The organism is Actinokineospora inagensis DSM 44258 (assembly GCF_000482865.1).
GTDB classification, from domain to species: Bacteria; Actinomycetota; Actinomycetes; order Mycobacteriales; family Pseudonocardiaceae; genus Actinokineospora; species Actinokineospora inagensis.
Genome location: NZ_AXWW01000045.1, coordinates 51,877 through 76,826 on the forward strand (window position 1 = coordinate 51,877; position 24,950 = coordinate 76,826).

At 70.1% G+C, this 24,950-nt stretch carries 24 protein-coding genes, 2 tRNA genes and 1 other RNA gene; 20 read left to right on the forward strand and 7 right to left on the reverse strand.

The features are described 5' to 3' along the window. Positions 1–68 precede the first annotated feature (68 nt). Both H504_RS0117470 and H504_RS0117475 read right to left on the reverse strand, forming a co-directional pair. Entirely contained in the window at positions 69–1,046 is a 978-nt protein-coding gene (locus tag H504_RS0117470; RefSeq protein ID WP_026423820.1) for a prephenate dehydrogenase, read from the reverse strand. A 30-nt stretch (positions 1,047–1,076) separates the two neighbouring features. Further along, positions 1,077–2,303, reverse strand: a complete 1,227-nt coding sequence (locus H504_RS0117475) for a M20 metallopeptidase family protein (protein ID WP_026423821.1) — start codon at positions 2,301–2,303, stop codon at positions 1,077–1,079. A gap of 77 nt (positions 2,304–2,380) precedes the next feature. Between H504_RS0117475 and H504_RS0117480 the strand changes: the two genes are divergently transcribed. From H504_RS0117480 to H504_RS0117555, 16 genes are all read left to right on the forward strand, one after another. Beyond that, complete coding sequence (locus tag H504_RS0117480; protein WP_026423822.1) at positions 2,381–2,866, forward strand: tRNA adenosine deaminase-associated protein; 486 nt, start codon at positions 2,381–2,383, stop codon at positions 2,864–2,866. Continuing rightward, positions 2,863–3,342 carry a nucleoside deaminase gene (locus tag H504_RS0117485; RefSeq protein ID WP_281173638.1) on the forward strand — a complete coding sequence of 160 codons (480 nt, stop codon included), beginning with the start codon at positions 2,863–2,865 and terminating at the stop codon, positions 3,340–3,342. Before H504_RS0117480 ends, H504_RS0117485 begins: the two co-directional genes overlap by 4 nt. A 76-nt stretch (positions 3,343–3,418) precedes the next feature. Continuing rightward, entirely contained in the window at positions 3,419–3,634 is a 216-nt protein-coding gene (locus H504_RS0117490) for a CsbD family protein (protein ID WP_026423824.1), read from the forward strand. A gap of 105 nt (positions 3,635–3,739) precedes the next feature. After that, positions 3,740–3,828 (forward strand) — tRNA-Ser (locus tag H504_RS0117495). A 106-nt stretch (positions 3,829–3,934) separates the two neighbouring features. After that, a complete protein-coding gene (locus H504_RS0117500; RefSeq protein ID WP_026423825.1) occupies positions 3,935–4,519 on the forward strand; it encodes a helix-turn-helix domain-containing protein in 585 nt (194 codons plus the stop codon). 65 nt (positions 4,520–4,584) lie between these two features. Then, a complete protein-coding gene (locus H504_RS0117505; protein ID WP_026423826.1) occupies positions 4,585–5,709 on the forward strand; it encodes an NAD(P)/FAD-dependent oxidoreductase in 1,125 nt (374 codons plus the stop codon). After that, the gene (locus H504_RS0117510; protein ID WP_026423827.1) at positions 5,700–5,942 is read left to right on the forward strand and encodes a (2Fe-2S)-binding protein; all 243 of its coding nucleotides are present in this window, start codon (positions 5,700–5,702) and stop codon (positions 5,940–5,942) included. The genes H504_RS0117505 and H504_RS0117510 overlap by 10 nt, the downstream gene beginning before the upstream one ends. Further along, on the forward strand, positions 5,939–7,213 hold the full coding sequence (locus H504_RS0117515; protein ID WP_026423828.1) for an FAD/NAD(P)-dependent oxidoreductase: 1,275 nt from the start codon (positions 5,939–5,941) through the stop codon (positions 7,211–7,213). The genes H504_RS0117510 and H504_RS0117515 overlap by 4 nt, the downstream gene beginning before the upstream one ends. Next, positions 7,210–8,118, forward strand: a complete 909-nt coding sequence (locus H504_RS0117520; protein ID WP_026423829.1) for a dihydrodipicolinate synthase family protein — start codon at positions 7,210–7,212, stop codon at positions 8,116–8,118. Before H504_RS0117515 ends, H504_RS0117520 begins: the two co-directional genes overlap by 4 nt. Before the next feature lies 1 nt (position 8,119). After that, on the forward strand, positions 8,120–9,118 hold the full coding sequence (locus H504_RS0117525) for a proline racemase family protein (protein ID WP_026423830.1): 999 nt from the start codon (positions 8,120–8,122) through the stop codon (positions 9,116–9,118). Then, complete coding sequence (locus H504_RS0117530; RefSeq protein WP_026423831.1) at positions 9,115–10,401, forward strand: aldehyde dehydrogenase family protein; 1,287 nt, start codon at positions 9,115–9,117, stop codon at positions 10,399–10,401. The genes H504_RS0117525 and H504_RS0117530 overlap by 4 nt, the downstream gene beginning before the upstream one ends. Before the next feature lie 53 nt (positions 10,402–10,454). Then, on the forward strand, positions 10,455–11,870 hold the full coding sequence (locus H504_RS0117535) for an aminopeptidase P family protein (RefSeq protein ID WP_026423832.1): 1,416 nt from the start codon (positions 10,455–10,457) through the stop codon (positions 11,868–11,870). 39 nt (positions 11,871–11,909) lie between these two features. Next, positions 11,910–12,047 carry a hypothetical protein gene (locus H504_RS41370; protein WP_157440487.1) on the forward strand — a complete coding sequence of 46 codons (138 nt, stop codon included), beginning with the start codon at positions 11,910–11,912 and terminating at the stop codon, positions 12,045–12,047. A gap of 249 nt (positions 12,048–12,296) precedes the next feature. Further along, positions 12,297–13,418 (forward strand): DUF2786 domain-containing protein, encoded by a 1,122-nt coding sequence (locus tag H504_RS43185; protein WP_157440488.1) that lies wholly within the window; start codon positions 12,297–12,299, stop codon positions 13,416–13,418. 263 nt (positions 13,419–13,681) lie between these two features. Next, the gene (locus H504_RS0117550) at positions 13,682–14,239 is read left to right on the forward strand and encodes a hypothetical protein (RefSeq protein ID WP_051385988.1); all 558 of its coding nucleotides are present in this window, start codon (positions 13,682–13,684) and stop codon (positions 14,237–14,239) included. 96 nt (positions 14,240–14,335) lie between these two features. Beyond that, a tRNA-Ser gene (locus tag H504_RS0117555) sits at positions 14,336–14,420 on the forward strand. 371 nt (positions 14,421–14,791) lie between these two features. On the opposite strand, the gene H504_RS0117560 is transcribed toward H504_RS0117555, so the two are convergent. Next, positions 14,792–16,051 carry an ABC transporter substrate-binding protein gene (locus tag H504_RS0117560; protein WP_026423834.1) on the reverse strand — a complete coding sequence of 420 codons (1,260 nt, stop codon included), beginning with the start codon at positions 16,049–16,051 and terminating at the stop codon, positions 14,792–14,794. Then, entirely contained in the window at positions 16,048–18,405 is a 2,358-nt protein-coding gene (locus H504_RS38800) for a vWA domain-containing protein (protein WP_157440489.1), read from the reverse strand. Before H504_RS38800 ends, H504_RS0117560 begins: the two co-directional genes overlap by 4 nt. A gap of 183 nt (positions 18,406–18,588) precedes the next feature. Between H504_RS38800 and ffs the strand changes: the two genes are divergently transcribed. Then, positions 18,589–18,683, forward strand: an RNA gene (gene ffs / locus H504_RS40215) — signal recognition particle sRNA small type. Here ffs and H504_RS0117570 read toward each other — a convergent pair. Continuing rightward, a complete protein-coding gene (locus tag H504_RS0117570; RefSeq protein ID WP_026423835.1) occupies positions 18,680–19,681 on the reverse strand; it encodes an LLM class flavin-dependent oxidoreductase in 1,002 nt (333 codons plus the stop codon). The genes ffs and H504_RS0117570 overlap by 4 nt on opposite strands. 85 nt (positions 19,682–19,766) lie before the next feature. Between H504_RS0117570 and H504_RS0117575 the strand changes: the two genes are divergently transcribed. Further along, on the forward strand, positions 19,767–21,803 hold the full coding sequence (locus H504_RS0117575; protein ID WP_026423836.1) for a DNA polymerase III subunit gamma and tau: 2,037 nt from the start codon (positions 19,767–19,769) through the stop codon (positions 21,801–21,803). A 16-nt stretch (positions 21,804–21,819) separates the two neighbouring features. On the opposite strand, the gene H504_RS0117580 is transcribed toward H504_RS0117575, so the two are convergent. Continuing rightward, positions 21,820–22,713: a hypothetical protein gene (locus H504_RS0117580; RefSeq protein WP_026423837.1), complete on the reverse strand. Its 894-nt coding sequence runs from the start codon at positions 22,711–22,713 to the stop codon at positions 21,820–21,822. Positions 22,714–22,737: 24 nt separating this feature from the next. After that, a complete protein-coding gene (locus tag H504_RS0117585) occupies positions 22,738–23,400 on the reverse strand; it encodes an N-acetylmuramoyl-L-alanine amidase (protein ID WP_026423838.1) in 663 nt (220 codons plus the stop codon). Between the two features lie 343 nt (positions 23,401–23,743). Between H504_RS0117585 and H504_RS0117590 the strand changes: the two genes are divergently transcribed. Both H504_RS0117590 and recR read left to right on the forward strand, forming a co-directional pair. Beyond that, complete coding sequence (locus H504_RS0117590) at positions 23,744–24,055, forward strand: YbaB/EbfC family nucleoid-associated protein (protein WP_026423839.1); 312 nt, start codon at positions 23,744–23,746, stop codon at positions 24,053–24,055. A gap of 7 nt (positions 24,056–24,062) precedes the next feature. Continuing rightward, complete coding sequence (recR, locus tag H504_RS0117595; protein ID WP_026423840.1) at positions 24,063–24,659, forward strand: recombination mediator RecR; 597 nt, start codon at positions 24,063–24,065, stop codon at positions 24,657–24,659. The last annotated feature ends 291 nt before the right edge of the window (positions 24,660–24,950 follow it).

Consider the following 24,950-nt stretch of genomic DNA (forward strand, 5'->3'; position numbering starts at 1 on the left):
GTGAGAGACCGGTCACAGCTTCGTTGCCGAGCCGAGACCTCCCGCCGCTCCAGCCGTCACCGCGCTCGTCAGTCCGGCAGCACCGGGAGCGCGACCACCGCGAGGTCTCCGTCGAAACCGACGACCCGCCCGCCGCGTGCCCCGACCAGCCGCAGCTCCTCCATCGGGTCCGGTCCGGCCAGGTCGATCATGGCCCGCGCCCGGCCCGCGTCCCGGTAGCCCTCGAAGGTGGCCCGGCCGTGGTGACCGGCGTGCACCGTGGCGCCGAGTGACCCGGTCGAGGCCAGCGCGCCGCGGGCGGCTCCGAGCTTGCCCAGCGCGTCGTCGACCGCGTCCAGCAGCCCGGCGCGGTTCCCCTCGCACATCGCCAGCACCAGTTCCGGCCTGCTGCTCGCCACCCGGGTCCCGTCGCTGAACGACCCGGCTGCCAGCGCCATCGCCAGCGGCCCGCCGTCGGCCCCGCAGGCGGCCAGGACGGCCGCCAGCACGTGCGGCAGGTGCGAGATCCGGGCCACCGCCGCGTCGTGCTCCAGCGTCGTCGTGGGCACCACGCCCGCCCCGCAGTCCAGCGCGAGCCGGGCGGCCTCCCGCCACGCGGCCAGGTCGGTCTCCTCGTCCGCGGTCACCACCCAGGCCGCCTCGGTGAACAGCGCCGCGGAACTGGCGGCCCAGCCCGACTCGGACTTGCCCGCCATCGGGTGGCCGCCGGCGAACCGGGCGTTCGGGGCGTACTTCGCGACCGCGTCGGCCACCGGCCCCTTCACGCTCACCACGTCGGTCAGCAGGCATCGAGGCGCCAGGTCGGCCACCTTGCGCAGCACCGCGTCGACCGCGGGCAGCGGCACCGCGATGACCACCAACGCGTCATCGTCGGCCGCCTTGCGCAGCGCGGAATCCACGTCCAACACGCTGAAGTCGGCGGCGATCGCGCCCCGCGCGTCCGCCGCCGACCCCGCCGTACCCCACACGGTCCGACCTGCGGCGGCCGCCGCCCGCAGCACCGAACCGCCGATGAGCCCCAGCCCGACCACGCAAACGGATCGCATGAAGCCGGATTGTGCCGTATGGATCACCGATCAGCGCAGCACGTCCAACGCAAATGCCGCGTAGGTGCTGACGCCGTGCGGGAGAGCGGCCTCGTCGAACTGCACCCGGTTTGAGTGGTTGGGCGCGGCGTCCGCTGGATCCACCCCGGGCGGACAAGCACCGAGGAAGGCCATCACCCCTGGGACCTCTTGCAACACGTACGACCAGTCCTCGGCGCCCATAAGAGGGTGTGACATGGCCGTCACGTGGTCGTTGCCGAGGACAGCTCTACCGATATCGGTCACGCGGGTGGCGACGTCGTCGTCGTTGATGGTGACGGGGTAGCCCGCGTCGACCGTGAAGGTGGTCGTGCACCCGTGCGCGGCGGCGATCTGCGCGCACACCTTGGGGATCTCGGCGAGCATCGTCGCGCGCGAGGACTCCGACAGCGTCCGCAGCGTCCCCTCCAGTTCGGCGGTCTCCGGGATGATGTTGGACGTGGTGCCCGCGGTGATCCGCGAGATGGTCAGCACGGTCGGCTCGAACACGCTGATCCGCCTGGTCACCACGGTCTGCAGGGCACCGACCATGGCCGCGGCCGCCGGTACCGGGTCGATCGCGTCGGACGGCGTCGAGGCGTGGCCGCCCCGGCCGGTCACGGTGATGGTGAACGAGTTCGCGCTCGCCATGATCGGGCCGGACCGGGTGCGCAGCACCCCTGATGTCTCCTTGGCGGTGATGTGCAGCGCCAGCGCCCGCTCCACCGGCCGGTCGGCGACGTCCAGCAGGCCCTCGTCGAGCATGAACTTGGCGCCGTAGTGGCCTTCTTCGCCCGGCTGGAACATGAACACGACGGAGCCCGCGAGGCGGTCGCGGCGGGCGGCCAGGATGCGGGCCGCGGACGCCAGCATCGCCACGTGCGTGTCGTGTCCACACGCGTGCATGCTCCCGTCGACCCGGGAGGCGAAGGACAGCTTCGTGTCCTCTTGCAGCGGTAGCGCGTCCATGTCGCCGCGCAGGAGCACCGTCGGACCCGGCCTGGCCCCGTCGAGCACACCGATGACCGACCCGACCTTGCTACCGGTGTGCAGGCGCAGGTCGAGGTCCTCCAGCGCCTTGAGCACGGCGGCCTGCGTGCGGGGGACAGCCAACCCCTGTTCGGGGTGCTGGTGCAGTTGCCTGCGCAACGCGACCGTCTTCGGTTGGACGGCGTGCGCGGCTTCGAGGAGACCGCTGAACCGGGGGTCGCCCGCCAGCGGTGATGGGGCCGTCGTCATTTCTCGATAGTGTCATCGCGGGCCGGTATGGGGGACTGCTTCTTCCGGGTGACCTCCACGCGGAATACGGTGTGTGCATGTCGGGAGAGGAGCCGGTACCGGGCTTCGGGGTTGCGGTCGTCCGTGAGGACGGCAAATGGCGGTGCGACACGATGGACAGCACCGCGCTGGGTCAGCTCGACGCGGCTATCACCGAGCTGCGCAAGACCCGCTCCACCGGGGCGGTGTTCGGGTTGTTGGCCATCGATGACGAGTTCTTCCTCGTGTTGCGACCGAGTCCGAGCGGGGTCGCTTTGCTGCTGTCGGACGCCGCGGCGGCGCTGGACTACGACATCGCCGCCGACGCGCTCGACCTGCTGCGGGTCGACCCGCCGGAGGACGACGACGAGGTGTGGCCGGAGGGGTCGCTGGACATCCTCGCCGATCTCGGGCTGCCCGCGCCGGAGCTGCAGGTGATCATCGACGAGGTGGACCTGTACCCCGACGAGCAGTTGCAGATGATCGCCCAGCGGTGCGGGTTCGCGTCCGAGCTGAACAAGCACCTGGACACCATCCTGCAGTGAAACCCGGCGCTGACCTGGCCGGATACGTCCGGCGGGCGATGGCGGCGGCCGCTGGTGCCGCCGCGTCCGGTGACGTCCCGATCGGCGCGGTCGTGTTCGGGCCGGACGGCGCCGAGTTGGCCGCCGCGCACAACGCGCGGGAGGCGCTTGGCGACCCGACCGCGCACGCCGAGATCATCGCGCTGCGCGCAGCGGCCAGGGTGTGCGACGACGGCTGGCGGCTGACCGGCTGCACGCTGGCGGTCACCCTGGAGCCGTGCACGATGTGCGCTGGGGCGGCGGTGCTGGCCAGGGTCGACCGGGTCGTGTTCGGCGCGTGGGAGCCGAAGACCGGCGCTGTTGGCTCATTGTGGGACGTGGTCCGGGACCGGCGGCTGACCCACCGGCCGGAGGTCGTCGGCGGGGTGTTGGCCGACGAGTGCGCCGCCCTGGTGGCCGATTTCTTCCGCGAGCGCCGACCGGACCGACATTTGTGACTCGGGTCACAATGGCGTTGGGTGGTCGCCGATGGTGGACACCCCTCTCGTGAAAGCGGAAACGGGAGGAATGGCGATGAGCGTGTTCGACAAGGCCAAGGACAAGGCCGAACAGGTGATCGGCGAGGTTAAGGAGAAGCTCGGCCAGGCCACCGGCAACCGCGATCTGGAGAACTCCGGCAAGGCCGACCAGGTGAGCGGGAAGACCAAGGAGGTCGGGCACACCGTGCGCGACAACGTGGCGGGTGCGGTCCACGACGCCAAGGAGCGGTTGGACGGCGATCGCCGCTGATCCCACTGGTTCACGGGCCCGCCTTCGATCCCCTGGAAGGCGGACCCGCGCACGTTCGGGGAACCCCCCGCTCGTCTGGGCGGGAGGTTCTGTACTCTCTCTTGCGGTGGCGTGTCCGAGCGGCCGAAGGAGCGCGCCTCGAAAGCGCGTGACGGTAACCCCGTCCGTGGGTTCAAATCCCACCGCCACCGCCATGACCAAGAGGACCGGTCACCTGCAGAGGGTGACCGGTCCTCTTGTCTGTGTCGGCTCGGTTTGCCCGTGCGGTAGAACTTGCCGAACCGGGGTGAGGAGGTCGGCGTGGGCAAGCAGGCGGGGCAGGTACTGGCGGGGAACCTGCGGGCGCTGCGGGAGTTGGGCGGCTTGTCGCTGTCGGAACTGGCCCGGCGGTCCGGGATCGCCAAGGGCACCCTGTCCCAGTTGGAGTCCGGCACCGGCAACCCGACCATCGAGACGGTGTTCAGTTTGTCGAACGCTCTGGGGGTGCCGGTGTCCAGCCTGCTGACCGCGCCCGCCGAGTCCGAGGTTGTCCTGGTCCGCGGCGTTGACGTCGAGGTGCTCTCCGGCGATGTCGTCGACCTGCGGATGATGCGCAGGCTCGACCTCGCCGACACCGTGGTCGAGGTGTTCGACCAGCGGGTTCGCCCGGGGGAGACCCAGTACTCGGCCGGTCACGCCGGTCGGGAGCACGTGTTGGTGACCGAGGGGGTGCTCCGGGTCGGTCCGCCGAACGACCCGTACGAGATCGGCCCCGGCGACTACGTCTGCTTCCCGGCGGCGGGTCCACACGTGTACTCGGCCGTGGACGGGCCGGTGATCTCGGTTCTATTGCTCGAATACGCCGCGGGCGACACCCGGCCGATCCCGGTGCCACACCGGGATTGACCGTTGCCGGTCCGGCTGCCTACGCTCGGCATCGTTCACTTCAATGAACGATGGGAGGGTGGGCGGTGCGGGTCGCGGAGGTGGTGGTGATCGGCGCCGGGGTCATCGGTGCCGCCTGCGCCGAAGCCCTCTCCGCGTCGGGGCTGCGGGTCACCGTGCTCGACCGGGGCCCGTTGGCAGCGGGGACGAGCGCCGCCGGTGAGGGCAACGTCCTTGTGTCCGACAAGGAATCCGGCTCCGAGTTGGACTTGGCCCTGTCATCGTTGCGGCTGTGGCCGGCTCTTGTCGCGGACGACGACGTCGAGTGGGATCCCAAGGGCGGGCTGGTTGTCGCTACCGGTGATCCGGAGCCGTTGAGGCTATTCGCCGATGCTCAGCGCGAAGTGGGCGTGGACGCCAGGTGGACCAGCCGCGCGGAGGCGCTGGAGATGGAACCACACCTCACCCGTCGGATCACGGCGGCGGTGTTCTATCCGCAGGACGCCCAACTGCAACCGGTTCTTGCCACACAAGCCCTACTCGCCAAGGTAAGACGACGTGGTGGCGTTCTCCGGCCGGGGGTGACTGCCCTGGGTCTGGACACGACCGGCCTCCACACCAGTGAGGGCGTTATCGCGTGCGAGCACGTTGTCAACGCGTGCGGGCCGTGGGCGGGAGACGTATCGCGAGCTCTTGGCGCACCAATCGCCATCGCACCGCGACGCGGGATGGTTCTTGTGACCGCGCCACTGCCGCCTACCGTGCACCACAAGGTCTACGACGCCGATTACGTCGGCGCTGTCGCGAGCGGTGAAGCCGACCTGCAGACCTCCACCGTTGTCGAATCGACGGCAGCAGGAACCGTGCTGATCGGGTCCAGCCGGGAACGCGTCGGGTTCGACGAATCGATCCGGGTACGTGTGCTGCGCGAGTTGGCACGCAAGGCGGTGGCACTGTTCCCGGCTCTTACCGACGTTCCTGTCATGCGCGCGTACGGCGGGTTCCGCCCTTATGCGCCAGACCACCTCCCGGTGATTGGTGCTGACCCACGCGTACCGGGACTCTGGCACGCCACCGGGCATGAAGGCGCAGGCATCGGTTTGGCCGCAGCCACCGGCGCCCTGCTCGCCGAGCTGATCACCGGCGCCACCCCGCACCTGGACCCCCATCCGTTCCGAGTAGACCGGCCGGGGGTGATGACGTGCACGTGACCATCGACGGGGTGCGACGCGAAGTCGAGCCTGGGCAGACCGTGGCCGGAGTGCTTTTGGCAGCCGGGCAGGTGTCGTGGCGGACCACGCGTGGCGCGGGCAAGCCGCGCGGCGTGTTCTGCGGTATCGGTGTTTGCTTCGACTGCCTGGTGACCGTGAACGGTGTCGCGGATGTCCGCGCTTGCCAACGACTTCTGGTCGACGGTGACGACATCACCACGGAGACGCCATGAAGGTCGTAGTCATCGGCGGTGGCCCAGCCGGTGTGGCAGCGGCCCAGGCGGCTATCCGCGCGGGCGCTGAAACCACTCTCGTCGACAGCGAGTGCGCCCTGGGCGGCCAGTTCTACCGGGGTAGCCCGCAGCGGATTGATCCGAGGGTGCGTCACCTGCCGAACAGCACTGTGTGGGCGGTGGAAGGGCTGCGGCTACACATACGAACTGGCTTGGCCGATAGCCCTAACCGGGCTGGGGAGACCATCAACGCCGATGCAGTTGTCCTCGCCACCGGCGCGCATGATCGAGTAGTGCCCTTCCCTGGTTGGGATCTCCCGGGTGTGTACACGGCCGGTGCTGCGCAAGCGCTCGCCAAGGGCCAGGGAATCGCCATCGGTAAGCGAGTCCTCGTGTCTGGTACTGGTCCCTTCCTGTTGCCGGTGGCCGAATCGTTGTCAGCGGCGGGTGCTCGCGTACTTGGCATCTTTGAAGCGAACACGGGTCTTGGCTGGTTCACACACCCTCTTGCGGCGAGTCCGGTGAAGGTCGTCGAGCTTGCCGGGTACGTGCGACGGCTAAGAGCCCCGTGGCGTCCTCGTACCGCGGTGGTTGCCGCACACGGCGAAGACCGGGTTGTCGCTGTAACCGTGGCCAGGTTGAACCCGGACTGGACCATCCGTAGCCAACGTCGAGTAGACGTTGACGCTGTCTGCCTCGGGCACGGCTTCACACCGAGGCTGGAGCTGGCCGTGTCCGCCGGGTGCAAACTCGTGGACGGATTCGTCGCTGTTGACGACACCGGCGCGACCTCCGTCCCCGGTTGGTACGCCGCCGGTGAGGTAACCGGGATCGGTGGAGCCGATCTCGCTACCGCGGAAGGCGAAGTCGCCGGTACGGCTGCCGCAAGAGGGCCATACCCGGTCGCAGCGCGCGCGAAAGTTCGTAGTGGACGCAGGTTCGCCGCAGCGCTCGCGGCCGCGCACCCTGTCGAGCCCGGTTGGCATACCTGGCTCACCGACGACACGCTCGTTTGCCGCTGCGAGGAAGTCACCTACCGGGGCCTGCGCGCGGCCGTCGAAGCGGACACCGCCGGGACAAGGACCCTCAAGCTGACCAGTCGCGCCGGGCTCGGTCTGTGCCAAGGCCGGATGTGCGGCCACAACGCCACCGAACTCGCCGCCACCCACCTGCGGCGCTCGTTCTTCGAACCCACCGACCTGCACCGCCGCCCCATCGCCACTCCGGTGCGGCTGGGCGAACTCGCATCCCTGCCCGAGGAGGACCTGTGACCGAGCGACTCGACGGCGTCATCGTCGCCACCGCCGTGCCCTACGCCCCCGACGACACCGCTCCCGCCGGACTGCGCCCCGACCTGGACCGGTACGCCGAGCACTGCCGGTGGCTGGTCGAGAGCGGTTGCCGCGGCGTTGGCCCCAACGGGTCGTTGGGCGAGTACTCGTCGCTCACCGACGCCGAACGACGTGAGGTGGCCCGTACCGCCATCGCCGCCGTGGGCGACACCGGCATCGTCGTCGTCGGTGTGCACGGCGTGGGAGCCCACCAGGCCAAGCACTGGGCCGAGTTGGCAGCGGAGGACGGTGCCAGCGGGGTCCTGTGCCTACCGCCCACGATGTACCGGGCCAACGCGGGTGAGGTCATCGAGCACTTCGCGGCCGTGGCATCGGTAGGGCTACCGGTGATGGTTTACAACAACCCCATCGACACGAAGGTCGACCTCACGCCCGCTCTTGTCGCCGAGATCGCCCAGATCGATAACGTTGTCGCCATCAAGGAGTTCTCGGGCGACGTCCGCCGCGTGTTGGAGATCCGCGAAGCAGCTCCAGAGCTGACGGTCGTAGCCGGAGCAGATGACGTTGCCTTGGAATCGTTGCTGATGGGGGCAACCGGGTGGTTCGCGGGATTCCCGAACGTGTTCCCGGCCGAGTCCGCCCGGCTCTACGACCTCGCGCTGCAGGGCGAACTCGAAGAGGCCATGGCCATGTACGAGCCGCTGGTCGCGGCGTTCCGTTGGGACTCGCGGACCGAGTTCGTGCAGGCCATCAAGCACGGTATGGACATGGTCGGCCGGTACGGCGGCCCGTGCCGACCGCCTCGCGGACCGCTATCGCCGGACCAGCTCACCGCCCTGGAAGCCGACATGCGCCGCGCGCTCGACTCGCTGACGGCGGCCTGACATGCGTTCCACCCGCGTCCTGCACGCCGTCGACTCGCACACCGAGGGCATGCCGACCCGCGTCATCACCGGCGGCGTCGGCGTCATCCCCGGGACCACTATGGCCGAGCGCCGCGAGTACTTCATGGCGAACCTCGACCACCTGCGCGAGTACCTGGTCAACGAGCCGCGCGGTCACTCGGCCATGAGCGGTGCCATCCTGCAGCCACCAACCCGACCCGACGCGGACTGGGGCGTCCTCTACATCGAGGTTTCCGGCTGCCTGCCCATGTGCGGCCACGGAACCATCGGCGTGGCGACCGTGCTCGTGGAGACAGGGATGGTCGCGGTAAGCGATCCGGAGACCGTCATCAGGCTCGATACGCCCGCCGGGCTCGTCGAGGCGACGGTGGTGGTCAACGACGGTAAGGCCGAATCGGTCACCATCGAGAACGTGCCGTCGTTCGCGGTCGAGTTGGACGCCACGGTCGAGGTTCCCGGCCTCGGCCAGATCCGCTACGACATGGCCTACGGCGGCAACTTCTACGCGATCCTGCCCATCGCCGAACTCGGCATCCCGTTCGACCGCGCCGAGAAGGCCCGGATGATGTCGGCCGGGCTGTCCATCATGGATGCCATCAACGCGACCAACCGGCCCGTGCACCCGGAGAACCCGGCCATCTCCGGTTGTAAGCACGTCCAGTTGGTCGCCCCGCGCGCGGGAGGTGGCTCGCGCAACGCGATGGTGATCCACCCCGGTTGGTTTGACCGTTCTCCTTGCGGCACTGGGACATCGGCCCGGTTGGCTCAACTGCACGCACGCGGAGAACTGGCTATCGGCGAGGACTACGTCAACGAGTCCCTCCTCGGAACACACTTCATTGGCCGGTTGGTGCGGTCAGTCACGGTTGGCCAGACGGCGGCGGTAGTGCCTACCGTGACCGGACGCGCGTGGATTACCGGCACCGCTCAATACCTGCTCGACCCGACCGACCCGTTCCCGAGGGGGTTCGTCCTGTGAGGATTGTGTCCAGCTCGCCGCAAGCACCCGACGACGTCGTCATCGACGTACCGGCGGGTGATGCGGTCGGCGCCGTCGAACGGGCTCGCGTCGCACAGCGCGAGTGGGCCACCACGGGGCCTGCGACCCGCGCCGCGGCCTTGGACGCGGTCGCGGACGCCGTGGCCGGGTCGGACCTCGCCGATCTCATCGTGCGCGAGGTGGGAAAACCCGTCACCGAGGCCCGTGGCGAGGTCGCCCGCGCTGTCGCGATCCTGCGCTACTACGCCCAACAGGCCTATGACCCCATCGGCGACACGTACCCGGGCGGGCTCTCCTTCACCGTGCGCCGACCGCGTGGTGTGGCCGGGCTGATCACCCCGTGGAACTTCCCGCTCGCGATCCCGGTGTGGAAGGCAGCACCCGCTCTTGCCTTCGGCAACGCCGCCGTGGTCAAGCCGTCCCCGGACGCCACAGCCTGCGCGCTGCGGTTGGCCGAACTCGCCGACGGACACCTGCCGGACGGCCTGTTCGCCGTCGTCCCGGGTGGACCGGAGGAAGGCACCGCGCTGGTCGACACCGCCGACGTCGTGTCGTTCACCGGGTCGGGCGCGGTCGGGAAGTTGGTGGCCGTGGCGGCGGCCGAACGCGGCATCCCGGCGCAGTGCGAGATGGGCGGCCTGTCCGCGTCGATCATCCTGCCGGACGCCGACCTCGACCGGGCCGCCGCCGACATCGCCTACGCCGCCATGGGCTACGCCGGGCAGAAGTGCACGGCCACCAAACGGGTGATAGTTGTGGGCGCTGACGCCACCGACGCCATCTGGGAGAGCGTGAAAGCACTGCGCGTCGGCGACCCGGCCGACCCCACCACCGCCATCGGCCCCGTCATCACCGCCGCCGCCCGCAGGCGCGTGGTCGACGCGGGCGGCACCGCCATCGAACGGGACGGTTGGTACGTCCAGCCCACCCTGGTCGGGCCTGGCACCCGCCTTGACGGCGAGGAGGTGTTCGGTCCGATCTGCACCGTCACCACGGTCGCCGATGTCGATGCCGCGATCGACTTGGCCAACGCGACCGACTACGGCCTGGTCACCGCCTTGTACACCGGCGATCTGGCCGCCGCGCTGAGCTATGTGGAGCGCTGCGCGTCCGGGCAGGTCAAGGTCAACATGCCCACCGCGGGGGTCGACTTCCACTTGCCTTTCGGTGGTGAGCGTGGCTCCGGCTACGGCGGCAAGGAGCAGGGCAAGGCCGCCGCCGCGTTCTACACCCTCAGCCGCACCGTCCAACTGTCCCGCTAGTCCCCGCTTGAACCAGCCCATGTGAAACCAGCCCACGTGAAAGAGGTGCCCAGATGAGCGACCGCCCGGCTCGACGCGATCCGTCGAAGTTGGTGGAGGCCGAGGGGTTCCGCGAGTTCGTCCGCGACGACTGGGGCCCGGCCGACCGCCGGGTCAACGCGGTCCCCGGCGCGGCCGAGGCGGCCGCCGCCCACCGCGCCCGGCTCTCCGCCGCGTTCCCCGGCAAGCGCGTGGCGCTCGCCGCGGGCATCGCCCCGACCCGGTCCAACGACACCGACTACCAACTCCGGGTCGATTCCGACTTCGCCTGGCTCACCGGCTGCTACGCCGAGGGGGCCGTGCTGGTCATGACCCCGTCCGGCGGCGGCCACGACGCCGTGCTGCACCTGCGCGAACCCGCGGGCCCCGGCGAGGCGGACTTCTTCGCGAGCGCCCGCGACGGTGAGCTGTGGATCGGCGCCATGCCGGGGCTCGCCGAGTGGTCGGCCGCGCTGGGCGTCGAGTGCCGCCCACTGGAGGACCTGCCGAGGTCGCTGCGCGGCCAGTTGCCCGAGGTGTTCGCCGTGAAGGGGGTCGACCCGTTCCTGGACGCCCTCGTCGGCGCGCACAGCCCGGAACTGCGGACCACCCTGGCCGAACTGCGCCGCATCAAGGACGAGTGGGAGATCGGTCAGCTCCAGGCGGCCGTTGACGCTACCGTCCTCGGTTTCGCGGATGTGGCTCGTGAACTGGACGAGGCTGTCCGCGGCGGTGGCGAACGCTGGCTGCAGGGCACCTTCGACCGTCGCGCCCGCACCCTCGGCAACGGACCCGGCTACACCTCCATCGTCGCCGCCGGGCACCACGCGCCGGTGCTGCACTGGACCCGTTGCGACGGTCCGGTCACCGAGGACGGGCTGCTGCTGCTCGACGCCGGTGTCGAGGTCAGCACCCTCTACACCGCGGATGTCACCCGCACCTTCCCGGTCTCCGGCGAGTTCACCGACGCCGAACGCCGGGTGTACGACCTGGTGCTGGCCGCGCACCTCGCCGCCATCGAGGACGTGCGGCCCGGCCGCGACTACCGCGACTTCCACAACACCGCCATGCGCGTGCTCGCCGAGGGCCTGCACGACTGGGGCCTGCTGCCCGGGTCGGTGGAGAAGTCACTGGAGCAGAACGGCCAGCACCACCGCCGGTACATCGTCTGCGGCATCGGCCACTTCCTCGGCATGGACGTGCACGACTGCGCCCGGTCGAGCGCGGGCGCCTACCACGAGGGCAAGCTGGAGGTCGGCATGGCGCTGACCGTCGAACCCGGCCTGTACTTCCACCCCAACGACCTCACCGTGCCCCCGGAGCTGCGCGGCATCGGCATCCGCATCGAGGACGACCTGGTCGTCACCGCGACAGGCGCCGACGTCATCTCGAACGCGTTGCCCATCACAGCGGACGGGATCTGTGAGTGGGTCCGGGGCGTTCGGGGGTAGCCTCGATTCCTCTGTAGACAGGGGTAAAGGAGGGACGTCGTGTCCGACCACGACGAACGGCCAGAGGGGACCGGGAAGCACGCGGCGCCGGAGGGAGCGGAGCGGCACCCGCTCATCGACCTGTCGCGTGACCCCAACCCGGGCAAACCGGATCACGCGGCGCCCGAAGAGGACTAGTGGCCTGCGCAGGTCACCGCTCCGGTGACCTGCGCTTTCACTCTTTCCGCGCGTGAAGGTCTCTTGCGGACACCGCTGGTGTTCGATCGCTTGGCCCAGCGAGCCGTTGGCGTCCACCGAGCGGGAAAACACGTGGTGCGGTCGCGTTTCCCGGTAGGACGGGCGGCTCGGTCGGGTGAATTTGCGGTCGAACACATGTTTGGGTGAAGTGCTCGGCAACTGTCGGTGGGTGGGTGCAGTATGGGCACCATGCGAACATATGATCGAGAGGCGCGGGGTTCGGTCGCGCTGCTGGCAGCCCGGCTGACCGAGGCCGCGGCGCTCGGGCAGGCCGCTGCTCTCGATCGGATCCAGCAGGTCGCGGCGCACGGCGTTCGGCAGGCCGCGGCCGCCGCGGTCGCGTCGCTGTCCCGGGCGCTGGAGTTGTTGTGGCAGCGCGGGTGGCTGCCCGCGGAGGCGGTCAGCGCGGTGCCCAGGCAGCTCGCGGTGCTGGTGGTGGCTGCCATCGGGCACGAGGTCCGGCGCTACCCGGCCGCCCGGCTGCACCCGGTGTGGCGGGCGCAGCTCGCCGAGTTGGACACCGCCCCGCTCGACCTCGCCGAGCCGCTGGAGCCCGCCCTGCGGCGAGTGGTCGACCTGGTCGGCGCGTTGATGGCGTTACCGCAGTTGCCCCGCCTGGTCCCTGGCCCGTGCGAGGCCACCGCCGAGAGCGACGGCCCCGCCGTCGACCCGCGGGTGATGATCAAGGTGCGCGGCCTGCTCGCCAAGGCCGAGTCGACCCCGTTCGCCGCCGAGGCCGAGGCCCTGTCCGCCAAGGCCCAGGAGCTGATGGCCCGGTACGCGTTCGAACAGGCCGTCCGCACCGCCGACGAACCACAGCTCGCCGCCGCCCGCCGCGTCTGGCTCGACGCCCCCTACCAGGCCCCCAAGGCCCAGTTGGTCGACGCCGTCGCCAGCGCCAACCGCTGCCGCTCCGTGTTCTACCCCCGCCTCGGCTGCGTCGGCCTGGTCGGCCACGAAACCGACCTGGAGATCACCGAACTGCTGGTCACCTCGCTGGCCACCCAGTCAACCCGGGCGATGGCGCACGCCCCCGGCCGCACCCGCGCCTACCGGCACGCCTTCCTGGTCGCCTACGCCCACCGCGTCCACCAACGCCTCACCGAGGCCGCCACCCACGCCCGCCCCACGTCGACCGCCCTCCTCACCGCCCTCGCCTCCCGCCAAGCCGCCGTCGACGCGAAGTTCACCGCCCTCTACCCCGGTATCCGCACCCACCGCCCCACCGCCACCAACCCCTCCGGCTGGACCGCGGGCCTCGCCGCCGCCGACCTCGCCGACCTCCACCCCCACCGCCGCGTCGCCAGTTGACCCCCGGCGACACCAGAGGTTCGCTCGGATCGTCCCTCGCTTGTGGACGATGCAGTTGTTTTACCTCAGCGGAGCATTTCCCGCTGCTCACTCGAACAGCGGTACGTCCATTCCGGGCGATGGTCCAAAGTCTGGAGCGGACGCCGAACGGTTCGGCGTCCCGACTCGGGAGCCCTTGTCGCGCAATGAGTTTCGCGCCGCCACGGCTCCCTGATCTTTGCCCATGACGTCATCGCGCTATTCCGTCTTCAGGAGGAACAGGCATGTCCGCGTCAAAAACCCAGTACTGGATCGGCTGGACCGTCGCGGCGCTGGTGACCGCCGCGGCCAGTGTCGCCGCCTCGGCCGTCGCCGCCGACGCCACCCCGTCGTACACCGCCCAGGCCCGCGCTGCCGGACTCAGCGCCGCGCAGGCCAAGGACCTGCAGGCCACCGTCAACGGCTACATCGCGAAGACCGGCGGCAGGCAGATCGCCGCCAACGAGATCGCGCTCGACGGCGCCACCATCTACGTGGCCTTACCGGGTGAGCGAACCGCCCGCGACCTCTCCACCGGCAACCAACTGGCAGGCACCTGCAACTACCTGCACATGTGCGCCTGGCAGTACCCCAACTACACGGGCACCGTCATCGACATGTTCGCCTGCCACGACTACGCCATCCCCTGGGCCGACCCTGGCTCGTGGATCAACAACCAACGCACCGGGACCGTCGCGCGCTTCTTGGACAGCAACCACAACACCGGCTGGAGCGACCCCGGCGCCTTCTCCCAGGACCCCAACGCGCCGTGGTGGTGGGTGTTCTGGATCCGCGACTGCTGACCCGACCAGCACGCCCAGCCGCCCGTTCACGCAGGTGGCGCCCCCGCCAACCCCCCGTTTTGGCCGGTCAGCACCCGATCCGGTAGTCTCCTCCGCGGAGGATTCGCATAGTGGCCTAGTGCGCACGATTGGAAATCGTGTTGGGTTAAAACCCTCGCGGGTTCAAATCCCGCATCCTCCGCCGGAACGGACTCGGGCGACTTGTGCTCACGGAAAGCGTGAGCCGGGTCGTCCGTAGTCGTATCTGGGGGGCGACCCCCAGACCCCCACGGTGCGGCGGGCGCCGGACCCAGCGTTGCTCGTTCGGGCCTGTCGGCCCTCACATCGGCATGTAACCGGTGGGCTTGTCGCCCACGGTGCGGTGGGGGCCGGAGCCAGCGTGCTCGTTTGGGCCTGTCGGCCCTCACGTCGAGTATGTAGCCAATGGGGCTGGCGACCACGGTGTGGTAGGCGGCGGATCCAGCGTGGTTCGCTTGACCGAACCTGGGTGGTTGCTCGACCTTTGGTCGTCGCGTCGAGGTGTGTGACCAAATGGGGGTGTTGCTCACGGTGTTAGTGGAGGGTGGTGCGGAGGTCGGTGGCCAGGGTGGTCATGGTGGGGTCGACGGCTTCGGGGTGGTCTAGGGCGTGGTGGAGGCTTTCCTGGACGAGGTCGGTGATGCGGTCGTACTGGGGGGTTTGCACGCGGTCGCGGGCGTTGGTGACGGACTGGTAGAGGGCGTCGAGGTAGGGGAACTGGCTGCGCAGGACCGGGTCGGCGTAGAGGGCGCGGACGGTGGGGGCGTGGCCGCCGCGGGCGAAGAGGGTGCGTTGTTGGGTTTCGTCGGTGTAGAAGCGGATGAAGTCGCGGGCGGTCTGCTGGTGTTGGGAACACGGTGAGATCGCCAGGTTCCAGCCGCCGAGGGCACTGGGGCCGGGGAGTTGGGTGACACCGACCCGGTTGACGACGGGGGAGTCGGGGGCGGTCAGCAGCGGGTACGCGTAGGGCCAGTTCCGCATGAACAGGGCGTTGCCGGACTGGAAGTCGGCGCGGCTGGACTCCTCGGTGAAATCGGTGGCGGTGCGCGGGATCCAGCCGTCGCGCAGGCCGCGGGCGAGCATCTCGATGCCGTTCTTCGCCTGCGGGGAGTCGATGACGATGGCGCCGTTGGCGGTCAGGTCGCCGCCGTACGCCCAGATCGCTTCCAGCGCGTTGACCGTTAGGCCCTCGTAGCGGGCGAGCTGGCCGATGTAACCGTCCATGTTGTACTTCGTGTGCAGGTCCTTGCTTATCCGCGTCAGGTCGTCCCACGTCTGCGGTGGTGCGATGTGTTCGCGGTCCAGGATGTCTTTGCGGTAGTAGAGGAGCCCTGCGTCCGTGCGGGCGGGGATCGCATAGAGGGTTCCGTCGACGGTAGCGTTGTCGACGGGGGTTTTGAGGAACTTGTCTATGTCGAACTCGTTGGGGTCCAACGGGACCAGGTAGCCCGCGCGGGCGAACTCGGCCGTCCAGACCGAGTCCACCATCATCACGTCGTTGCAGCGCACGTGGGATCCGGGCAGCGCGCCGTCTTGGGCGGCGGCGACCAGGGAGGCCCGGTGCGCGTCCGACGACGGTGACTGCTCGATGAAGGTCACCTGCTCCTTGAACCCGTGCCGCAGGTTCCACTGTTCGACTAAACCCGCGACCTGCTTACCCAGCGTGGAATCGCGGCCGTCGACGAAGGTGATCGGTCCCCTGGCGTGGACCCGGTCGTCCTCCGGTCGGGTGGTCGCGCATGCGCCGCACGCGACGAAAACGACCGCGAGCGCCGTGGCCAGCAGTTTCCTCATTGCGTCCCCCACAGTTGTCCCGCCACCTGGTCCAGCACGGCCGTGATGCCCTGGTCGAGGTCGGTGAGGTCGACGCAGTCGCCGCCGGTGCCCCTGGCGACGGCGTCGAGCCCGGTCGCATGGCACCGCGCTGTCTGCACGGACACGGCCAGCACCTTGGTGGCCTGGTCGGTCGGTGCGGCGATGTCGGTTTGCAGCGTCGGTAGGTCTGTCTGGCTCACGTCCGCGGTAGCGCCGTCGGTGATGAGGACCAGCAGGCTGCTACTGGTCGCGGATGACGCTGTCCGCAGTCGACTCACGCCCGCTCTTACGGCGTTGTACACATCGGCCTTGGTTTTGGACGCCGGTAGGTCTACCCGCGCCGCGAGCCTGACGGCGTTGGCCTGACCGGGGCTCAACGGCACCAGATCGCGCTCGGTGTCGCTGAAGGTCAGCAGGCCGACGTCGTCGGTCGGGTTGAACAGCGCGGTCAGCCTGCGGACCAGTTCGGTGCTCGCCTGCAGCCGGGTCCCCGACCCGAACGGTGTTCCCATCGTCGCCGAGGTGTCGACAGCGAACAGCACCCGCGCGTGCTTGCTCCCGCTCGTCGCCGCGGCCTGGACCTGGTCGAACGCCGAGTCCGGGGTGATCTGGAGCGCGGTCGGCAGCTCCGGGATGGGCCCGTCGAACCGGCCGACGTGCCCCTGCGGGTCGCGGAAACCGTTGAACCGCAGCGTTTCCGCCGACTGCCTGCCGCGCAGGTAGTCGTAGAACCGGTCGATCACGGCGGCGCGTTGCCGGTTCTCCGGTCGGTCAGTCCACCGGACGACCACGAACGGGTAGTCCTGGACCGGTGTGCCCAACCGTGGGTAGAGCGGGTCGAGCGCGGTGGGCGGGGTCGACGTCGTCGAGCAGTGGCTGCCCAGTTGAGCGCCCCGGTTGTAGTCGATGACCGCCTTCTCCGACACCAGCGCGGCCCGGAGCTGCTGCGGGTTGTTGCGCAGTTGGCAGAGCAGGTCGCCGCTGTCCATGCCCGCCGCGTAGGGCATGTCGTCCTCGGCCTCGTGCACCACCCGGGGGGTCGTCGGCATCGCGAACGTGGTCGAGGTGAGCTGGGAGTTGCCCAGTCGGTGCTGGTAGATGGCGATGGTGCCGAGCAGTCCCGCGCTGGAGGTGCGCGGGTCCGGCCGGATGAAGCCGACGTCGCGGCTGTGGTGGGCGATGACGTCCCAACTGAACCGCTGTTGGTCGGGTCGCAGGTAGTTGGCCATGTCCGGCGGGATGGCCAGCACCAGCGGCGACTGGGCGATGCCGGGCCGTGGCTCCAGGTCGACCTCGCTGCTCGCGGTCAGCCGTTCCCGCACGTGGTCGATGTCGGCGGTCGAGTCCGGCACCCACACGTGTGGTTCCGGGCCGTGGTCGCGCAGGTCGTCGCGACCGGACCAGCCGCGGCCGAGGGCGTCGACCGCGCCGTCGTAGGTGTCGGCCACCACGAGCAGCCGGGCGGGCCTGCAGCCGCTGTCGTTGTCCCGGATCTCCTCGTGCTCGAAGTCCAGCGCGAGTTGCCGCAGCGCGGGCGCCATCTCGGTTGAGGTCAACACGTTGAGCTGCACCGGATTCGCGCACTTTGTTTCGGGTGGCGTCGCTCCGGCGAGGATGTCCGTCATCGGAACCAGCAGCAAGAACACCGTTAGGACTACCAGCTCCCACCGGGGCTTGGACATGTGCGGCGTCGGTAGCTTCAACTGTGGAATCCGGATTACCGGCCTCGGTATAGACCGCTTCCGCGTGGATCGCGGCGCGGCAGGGTAATCCGGCGTGCAGATCCACGCGGTGGTCGCGGTTTCCTTCTGCCGCACCGCGGAAGGCTTGTAGATGCCCGGGTTGGCCGCGGGCTGGTGTTTGACGACGTGCTCGTAGAACCAGTCCGAGACCGCTAGCGCCAACACACCGGGCGACGCGGATAGGGCGTCCCGCAACGGGTCGCAGTCCAGCAGCCGGAAGGCGTGGTTCAAGTCCGTGCCGTGCTTGCCATTGTCGTCGGTGCCAACCTCGCCCGCGTGGATCGCGACCTTCAGCCGGATCTGGGTTTCCGGCCCGTGGTCGGCGTTGTGCTCGCGCAGCGCCGCTGCCAACTCGTGCGGTAGGGACGCCACCAATTCGGACTTGGCGACGTCGGTGAGCAGCGCGAAGAGGCCGTCGCCGCGGTCCTCGTGGTAGCCCCACGGGACTCCCGCGCGGTCGAAGGCGTGGTGGAGGGCGGCGTAAAGGCCGTCCCGCACGACTTTCTGGTGCCGGTCAGTCCGCCGCACGTCGCCGTACCGCTCGACGTCGACGGCGAAGATGCTCGTGTGCTGGTCCTCGGGCTGGGACACCGCCACGCTCCCCGTGCTCGCCTCAGGGCGTACAGGGTACCGCTGTCCGGGTTGGTCACATGACCTGAATCACACCGCAGGCGCCGGTTGTCCTTGAGCTGTCCGCCCTGACCGGCGTTTACCCAGGCGGGGGCCTTGTCCGCCCCGATGGCGGTGCCGCGTACCCGGTCCCGCTACACTGAACGCGGACCCCGTGCGGTGTTTACCTCGCGAACCTCCCCAGGGCCGGAAGGCAGCAAGGATAAGCGGGCTCTGGCAGGTGCGCGGGGTCCCCTTATGCCACCTCCGCCGGAGTGAGCCCGGCGATCTCCGCGACCCGCTGGTAGCTGCGCACCCGCTCGGCGTGGTCGAAGACGTTCGTGGTGATCATCAGTTCCTGCACCCCGGTCTGGGCCACCAGGTCGTCGATCTTGTTCCGCACCGTCTCCCGGCCGCCGATGACCTGGGTGGACATCCGCTCCTGCAGGAACAGCCGGTCCACCTCGGTGTACGGGTACTCGTCGGTCTCCTGCGGCGACGGCAGCCGACCCGGCTTTCCCTTGCGCAACTGCAGGAACTGCAGCGCGGCGGGCCGAGCCAACCGGAACGCGGTCTCGTCGTCCTCCGCGCACACGACGTTCGCCGCGATCATCGAGTACGGCTCTTGCAGCACTGCCGACGGGCGGAACCTCTCCCGGTAGAGCGCCAGCGCGGGCAGCGTGTTCTCCGCGCTGAAGTGGTGGGCGAAGGCGAACGGCAGCCCGAGGTACCCGGCCGCCTGCGCGCTGTAGCCGCTGGACCCGAGCAGCCAGATCGTCGGCTGGTTGCCCAGGGCGGGCACCGCGGTGACCCCGTTCGTGTCACTACCGGTGAAGTAGTTCGCCAGTTCGATGAGCTGGTCCGGGAAATCGTCGGCGGAGAGCGCACCCTCGGTGCGCCGCAACGCCCGCGCCGTCACCTGATCGGTGCCCGGCGCCCGGCCGATGCCCAGGTCCACCCGACCCGGGTGCAGCGCCTCCAGCATCCCGAACTGCTCGGCGACCACCAGCGGCGCGTGGTTGGGCAGCATCACCCCGCCCGAGCCGACGCGGATCCGCTCGGTGGCCATCGCGATGTGCGCGAGCAGCACGGCGGGCGCGGAGCTGGCGATGCCGGGCATGTTGTGGTGCTCGGCCACCCAGTACCGGTGGTAGCCGAGGCCCTCGGTCACCCTGGCGAGGTCGAGGCTGTTGCGCAGCGCCGTGGTCTCCGAGGAACCACTGGCCACGGGGGCGAGGTCGAGCACCGAGTACGGGATAGGCACAACCGCTCCCAACGCGGGCGGGCCCGGCCGGATTCCCGGGCCTTGTCCGGCTGTCGGTGCCGACCGGTAGTGTCGCGGCGTGGCGCTCGCCCTCTACCGCAAGTACCGGCCGGCGACCTTCGCCGAGGTCGTCGGGCAGGAACACGTCACCGTCCCGCTGCGCACCGCGCTGGCCGCCGGACGGGTCAACCACGCCTACCTGTTCTCCGGGCCGCGCGGCTGCGGCAAGACCTCCAGCGCGCGCATCCTGGCCCGCTCGCTCAACTGCGCCCAAGGGCCGACCGACGAACCGTGCGGCGTCTGCGACTCCTGCGTCGGCCTGGCCCCCAACGGCCCCGGCACGGTCGACGTGGTCGAGCTCGACGCGGCCAGCCACGGCGGTGTGGACGACGCCCGCGAACTGCGCGACCGCGCCTTCTACGCCCCCGCCTCCTCCCGGTACCGCGTCTTCATCGTCGACGAGGCGCACATGGTCACCACGCAGGGCTTCAACGCGCTGCTGAAGATCGTCGAGGAACCGCCGGAGCACCTCGTCTTCATCTTCGCCACCACCGAGCCGGACAAGGTGCTGCCCACCATCCGCTCGCGCACCCACCACTACCCGTTCCGGTTGATCCCGCCCAGCGCCATGCGCGACCTGCTGGAGCGCAACTGCGCCGCGGAGCAGGCGACGGTGGAGCCCGCGGTGTTCCCGCTGGTCATCCGCGCGGGCGGCGGCTCGGCCAGGGACACCCAGTCGGTGCTGGACCAACTGCTGGCCGGAGCGGGCCCGGAGGGCGTCACCTACGACCGGGCGGTGTCCCTGCTCGGCGTCACCGACGTCGCCCTGATCGACGACATGGTCGACGGCCTCGGCGCCGGTGACGCGGCCGCCGTCTACGGCACCGTCGACCGGCTCGTCGAGGCGGGCCACGACCCGCGCCGGTTCGCCTCCGACCTGCTCGACCGGCTGCGCGACCTGGTGCTGATCCGCGCCGTCCCCGACGCCGCAGGCCGCGGGCTGGTCAGCGCGCCCGAGGACGAGCTGACCAGGATGGTCGGCCAGGCCGAGCGGCTCGGCGCCGCGACGCTGGCCCGCTACGCCGAGATCGTGCACACCGGGCTGGTCGAGATGCGTGGCGCGACGGCACCCCGGCTGCTGCTGGAACTGCTGTGCGCCCGGATGCTGCTGCCCGGCGCGGTTCCGACCGACGCGGCGGCGGATTCCGCGATCCTGCAACGGCTTGAGCAGATGGAACGGCGGCTGTCCGCCGCGCCCGACCTCGCTGCCGCACCCGCGGCGGCGTCCCGCCCGGCGATCACCCGGCCATCGCAGCGGCCCGAGCCCGCCCGTCAGGCTGAACCGGCTCGGCAGGCGGAACCGGTCCGTGCCCCGGAGCCGGTTCCTGCTGCAGAACCCGTTCGCAGTCCGGAATCCGCTCGTACCCCGGAACCCGCTCGCGGTGCGGAACCGGCCCGTGTGGTGGAAGCGGCGCGGCCGGTCGAACCCGTTCCCCCGGTCGAGTCCGCGGTATCGACCGAGCCCGAGGCCACCCCGGCGCCCGCAGGAGAACCACCCGTCGCGGGCGGGATGGACGCCACCGCCGTCCGTCGCGTGTGGCCGGAACTGCTCGCGGCGGTCCGCAAGTCCAGCCGCAGCACCGAGGCGATGCTGACCAACGCCACCGTCCACACCGTGGAGGGCCAGGCCGTCACCATCGCGCACCCGGCGGCCCCGCTGGCCCGCAGGCTCGCCGAGGCCCGCAACACCGACGCCATCGCCGCCGCGCTGACCGCGGTCCTCGGTGGCCACTGGCAGGTCCGCTGCGTCCACGCCGAACCCGGCTCCGCGCCGCAGACCTCCGCCCGGCAGGCCCGCCCCCCCGCTGAGGCCCGGACCTTCGAACCACCGCCAAGACGCCAGGCGCCCACCCCGGCGCCCGCCCCGGTCGAGGACATCCCGCCGCCGGAACCACCGGAGCCCGACCTCCCCCCGGAACCGGAGGACGAGGAGGAGATGATGGCCCAGGCGGCCCAGAAACCGGACCCCAACTCGCCGTCCGCGCGCCAGCAGGACCCCGAGGAAGTGATGTTGAAGCTCCTCGCCGACACCTTGGGCGCGCGCCCGGTCGAGTAGCCCGTCGAGCCAGCCCTCAGTGGACCGTGACCTGCCGGACGGCGGCGGTGTCGGCGGCGACCACGGCGATTCCGGCGGTCGTGTTCACCGCCAGGGTCAACGAATCCGGTGACCAGCGGAAGTCGGTGATCGCGCCGTCCAGGTCCGCGGCGCGCAGGTGCCGTCCGTTGTCGGCTTGGTAGAACGCCAACTCGGACCCGGTCGCGACCGCGGTGCGGCGGCCGTCGGGTGCGGTCCACGACCGGGCGGACGGGTCCAGCGACACGATCGCCGGGTGCCAACTCGCGCTGGTGACGTCGAACCGGACCACCCGGGCGGAGTCCGCGTCGTACTCGGTGGCGACCAGCCGGGACGAGTCCGGCAGCCAACTGAGGTCGGCCCGGCCGCGGGTGGCGGGCTCCGGGGAGATCAGCCGGACGTGATCGTCCTCGGTGACCGGCATCGTGTCGACCAGGACGAGCTTGCGGGGCAGCCGAATGGCGATGTAGCGGCTGTTCGGGCTCACCGCCGCCGCGACGACAGCGCCGCCCCGGTCGTACACCGCCTGTTCCTCGCCCACCAGGACGTTCCGGATGACGACGCTGTAGAGCAACCGGTGCTTGCGGTTGGTGCGGTAGACGACGCGGCCGGGGAGGACGCCCAACAACTCGGTGTCGTGGTCGTCGGCGCCAACCAGGTGGGTCAGCTTGCCGCCGACGCGCAGCAGCGACAGTTGCGCGGGCGCGCCGTGCTGGACGACGGCCTTGCGCTCGCCGGGCAGGTAGCGGGCGGAGGCGAACCCGGGAACCCCGGCCAGTTCCCGGCGTCCGTCCTCGGCGTCGACCTCGACCAGTCTGGTGTGGTCGGCATCGGACACCGCGATCAGCAGCCGCCCTTGCTCGTCGACGTCGAGCACCCGCGTTTCGGACATGATCTCCACCTTGTCACAGCGGGCTCAGCCTAGGTATCCGAGGATCCCGTTCGTGATCGCGTCCGCATAGCGCTGTCGGCCCGCCGCACTCGACAACGCTGACGCCTCGTTCGCGTCGCGCATGTTGCCGCACTCGACCAGGACAATGGGCAGCGTTGACAGGTTCAGGCCACCGAGGTCGTCACGGGGTGACAGACCCTGGCTGCCGATGTAGTTGGACGTGACGAGCCCGCCGGCCACCATCGCGTCGCGCACCGTGCGGGCCAACCGCGTCGACGGCTCACCTTGCGCAGCGTTCAGCGGCGGCGACGAGTAAGCGACGTGGAACCCGTGCGCGCCCGCGGTGGTGGAGCCGTCCGCGTGCAGCGAGACGACGGCGGCCGCACCCGAGTTGTTGCCGATCGCGGCGCGCTGGTCGACGCACGGCCCGACCCCGGTGTCGTTCGGTCTGGTCAGCACCACCTGCACGCCGTGCGCGGTCAGTTCGTCGCGTACCCGGATGGCCAGGTCCCAGGTGAACGCGTGCTCGGGGTAACCGGCGTTCGTGGCGGTACCGGTGGTGTTGCACGGTTTCATCCGGCCGCGGCCCGCCGGGACCAGCTTGTTGATCTCGGCGGGGTGGCTCGCGTTGCCACCGTTGTGCCCCGGGTCGAGCACGATGACCTTGCCGCCGGGGACAGCACGCACGGGTGCCGTGGTGGTGGTCGTCTTTGGCGGGGTTGTCGTAGTTGTCATGGTTGTCGTGGTCGACGGTGCAGTCGTTGTGGTGGTGGAGGTCGTTGTCGTGGGGTCCGCGGTCGTCGTCGTGGCCGAGGAAGTCCCCACCGTCTGGGCCACCGGCGTCGGATCCGAGCTGCCGCACCCCGACAGCGCGACCGCGAGAACACAGCCGAAGGCGAGCCCCGTACGTCGTCTCAACACCGTCCCACCATGCCATACCGCTACCCGACGCCCCCGCCCTCTAAGCTGGTGGCGGCACCAACCCGAGACGAGAGGGGCCGCGGTGTTTCCCGGAGGCGGCGCACCCGACATGCAGGCGATCCTGGCGCAGGCGCAGAAGATGCAGGAGCAACTGCTCTCGGCCCAGCAGGAACTGGCCGACGCCGAGGTCAGCGGCACCGCGGGCGGCGGCCTGGTCACCGCGACCGTGTCCGGCGCCGGTGAGCTCAAGGCCCTGGTCATCGACCCCAAGGTGGTCGACCCCGACGACACCGAGACCCTCGCCGACCTGGTCGTCGCCGCGGTCCGCGACGCGGGCAACAACGCCCAGCGGCTCGCCGAGGAGAAGATGGGTCCCCTCGCGGGTGGCCTCGGCGGCGGGCTCGGCCTGCCGGGCATGTGAGGCGCGGGTGTACGAGGGACCGGTCCAGGATCTGATCGACGAACTCGGCAGGCTGCCCGGGGTCGGCCCCAAGAGCGCCCAACGGATCGCCTTCCACCTGCTGGCCGCCGAACCCGCCGACGTCACCCGCCTGCAAGAGGCCCTGCAGAAGGTGAAGGACGGCGTCGTCTTCTGCGACGTCTGCGGCAACGTCTCCGAACAAGCCACCTGCCGCATCTGCCGCGACGACCGCCGCGACCCCACCGCCGTCTGCGTCGTCGAGGAACCCAAAGACGTCCTCGCCATCGAACGCACCCGCGAGTTCAAAGGCCGCTACCACGTCCTCGGCGGCGCGCTCGACCCGCTGTCCGGCATCGGCCCCGAGCAGTTGCGCATCCGGCAACTGCTGTCGCGCATCTCGGCGCAAGAGGTCACCGAGGTCATCCTCGCCATGGACCCCAACACCGAGGGCGAGGCCACGGCCACCTACCTGGTCCGCATGCTCCGCGACTTCCCCGGCCTCACCGTCACCCGCCTCGCCTCCGGCCTCCCCATGGGCGGCGACCTAGAGTTCGCCGACGAACTCACCCTCGGCCGCGCCCTCTCCGGCCGCCGCGCCGTCTAACCGTCCACACCGGACTTTCTTCCGCTCTCCCACGAGCGACGTGACCCCCTGACGGGTCCAGCCCAGCCCCCACCCATCCCGGGGGGCGACCCCGGTGCCAGTCTACCGGCTGGGGATGGGAATTGGGGGGTTGGTGGTTGGGCTGTGGATAACTTTTAGGGGTTGTGGGCAAGTCGGGCAGGGGCATGCTCATCCTGGCTTGGGCTTGGGCTTGGGCTTGGGCTTGGGCTTGGGCTTGGGCTTGGGCTTGGGCTTGGGCTTGGGCTTGGGCTTGGGCTTGGGCTTGGGCTT

Excerpts from the sequence above, each read along its gene's own strand:
- H504_RS0117470 (WP_026423820.1), bottom strand. The coding sequence starts at position 1,046 with ATGCGATCCGTTTGCGTGGTCGGGCTGGGGCTCATCGGCGGTTCGGTG.
- H504_RS0117475 (WP_026423821.1), bottom strand. The coding sequence starts at position 2,303 with ATGACGACGGCCCCATCACCGCTGGCGGGCGACCCCCGGTTCAGCGGT.
- H504_RS0117480 (WP_026423822.1), top strand. The coding sequence starts at position 2,381 with ATGTCGGGAGAGGAGCCGGTACCGGGCTTCGGGGTTGCGGTCGTCCGT.
- H504_RS0117490 (WP_026423824.1), top strand. The coding sequence starts at position 3,419 with ATGAGCGTGTTCGACAAGGCCAAGGACAAGGCCGAACAGGTGATCGGC.
- H504_RS0117515 (WP_026423828.1), top strand. The coding sequence starts at position 5,939 with ATGAAGGTCGTAGTCATCGGCGGTGGCCCAGCCGGTGTGGCAGCGGCC.
- H504_RS0117525 (WP_026423830.1), top strand. The coding sequence starts at position 8,120 with ATGCGTTCCACCCGCGTCCTGCACGCCGTCGACTCGCACACCGAGGGC.
- H504_RS0117535 (WP_026423832.1), top strand. The coding sequence starts at position 10,455 with ATGAGCGACCGCCCGGCTCGACGCGATCCGTCGAAGTTGGTGGAGGCC.
- H504_RS43185 (WP_157440488.1), top strand. The coding sequence starts at position 12,297 with ATGCGAACATATGATCGAGAGGCGCGGGGTTCGGTCGCGCTGCTGGCA.
- H504_RS0117550 (WP_051385988.1), top strand. The coding sequence starts at position 13,682 with ATGTCCGCGTCAAAAACCCAGTACTGGATCGGCTGGACCGTCGCGGCG.
- H504_RS0117560 (WP_026423834.1), bottom strand. The coding sequence starts at position 16,051 with ATGAGGAAACTGCTGGCCACGGCGCTCGCGGTCGTTTTCGTCGCGTGC.
- H504_RS0117580 (WP_026423837.1), bottom strand. The coding sequence starts at position 22,713 with ATGTCCGAAACGCGGGTGCTCGACGTCGACGAGCAAGGGCGGCTGCTG.
- H504_RS0117590 (WP_026423839.1), top strand. The coding sequence starts at position 23,744 with ATGCAGGCGATCCTGGCGCAGGCGCAGAAGATGCAGGAGCAACTGCTC.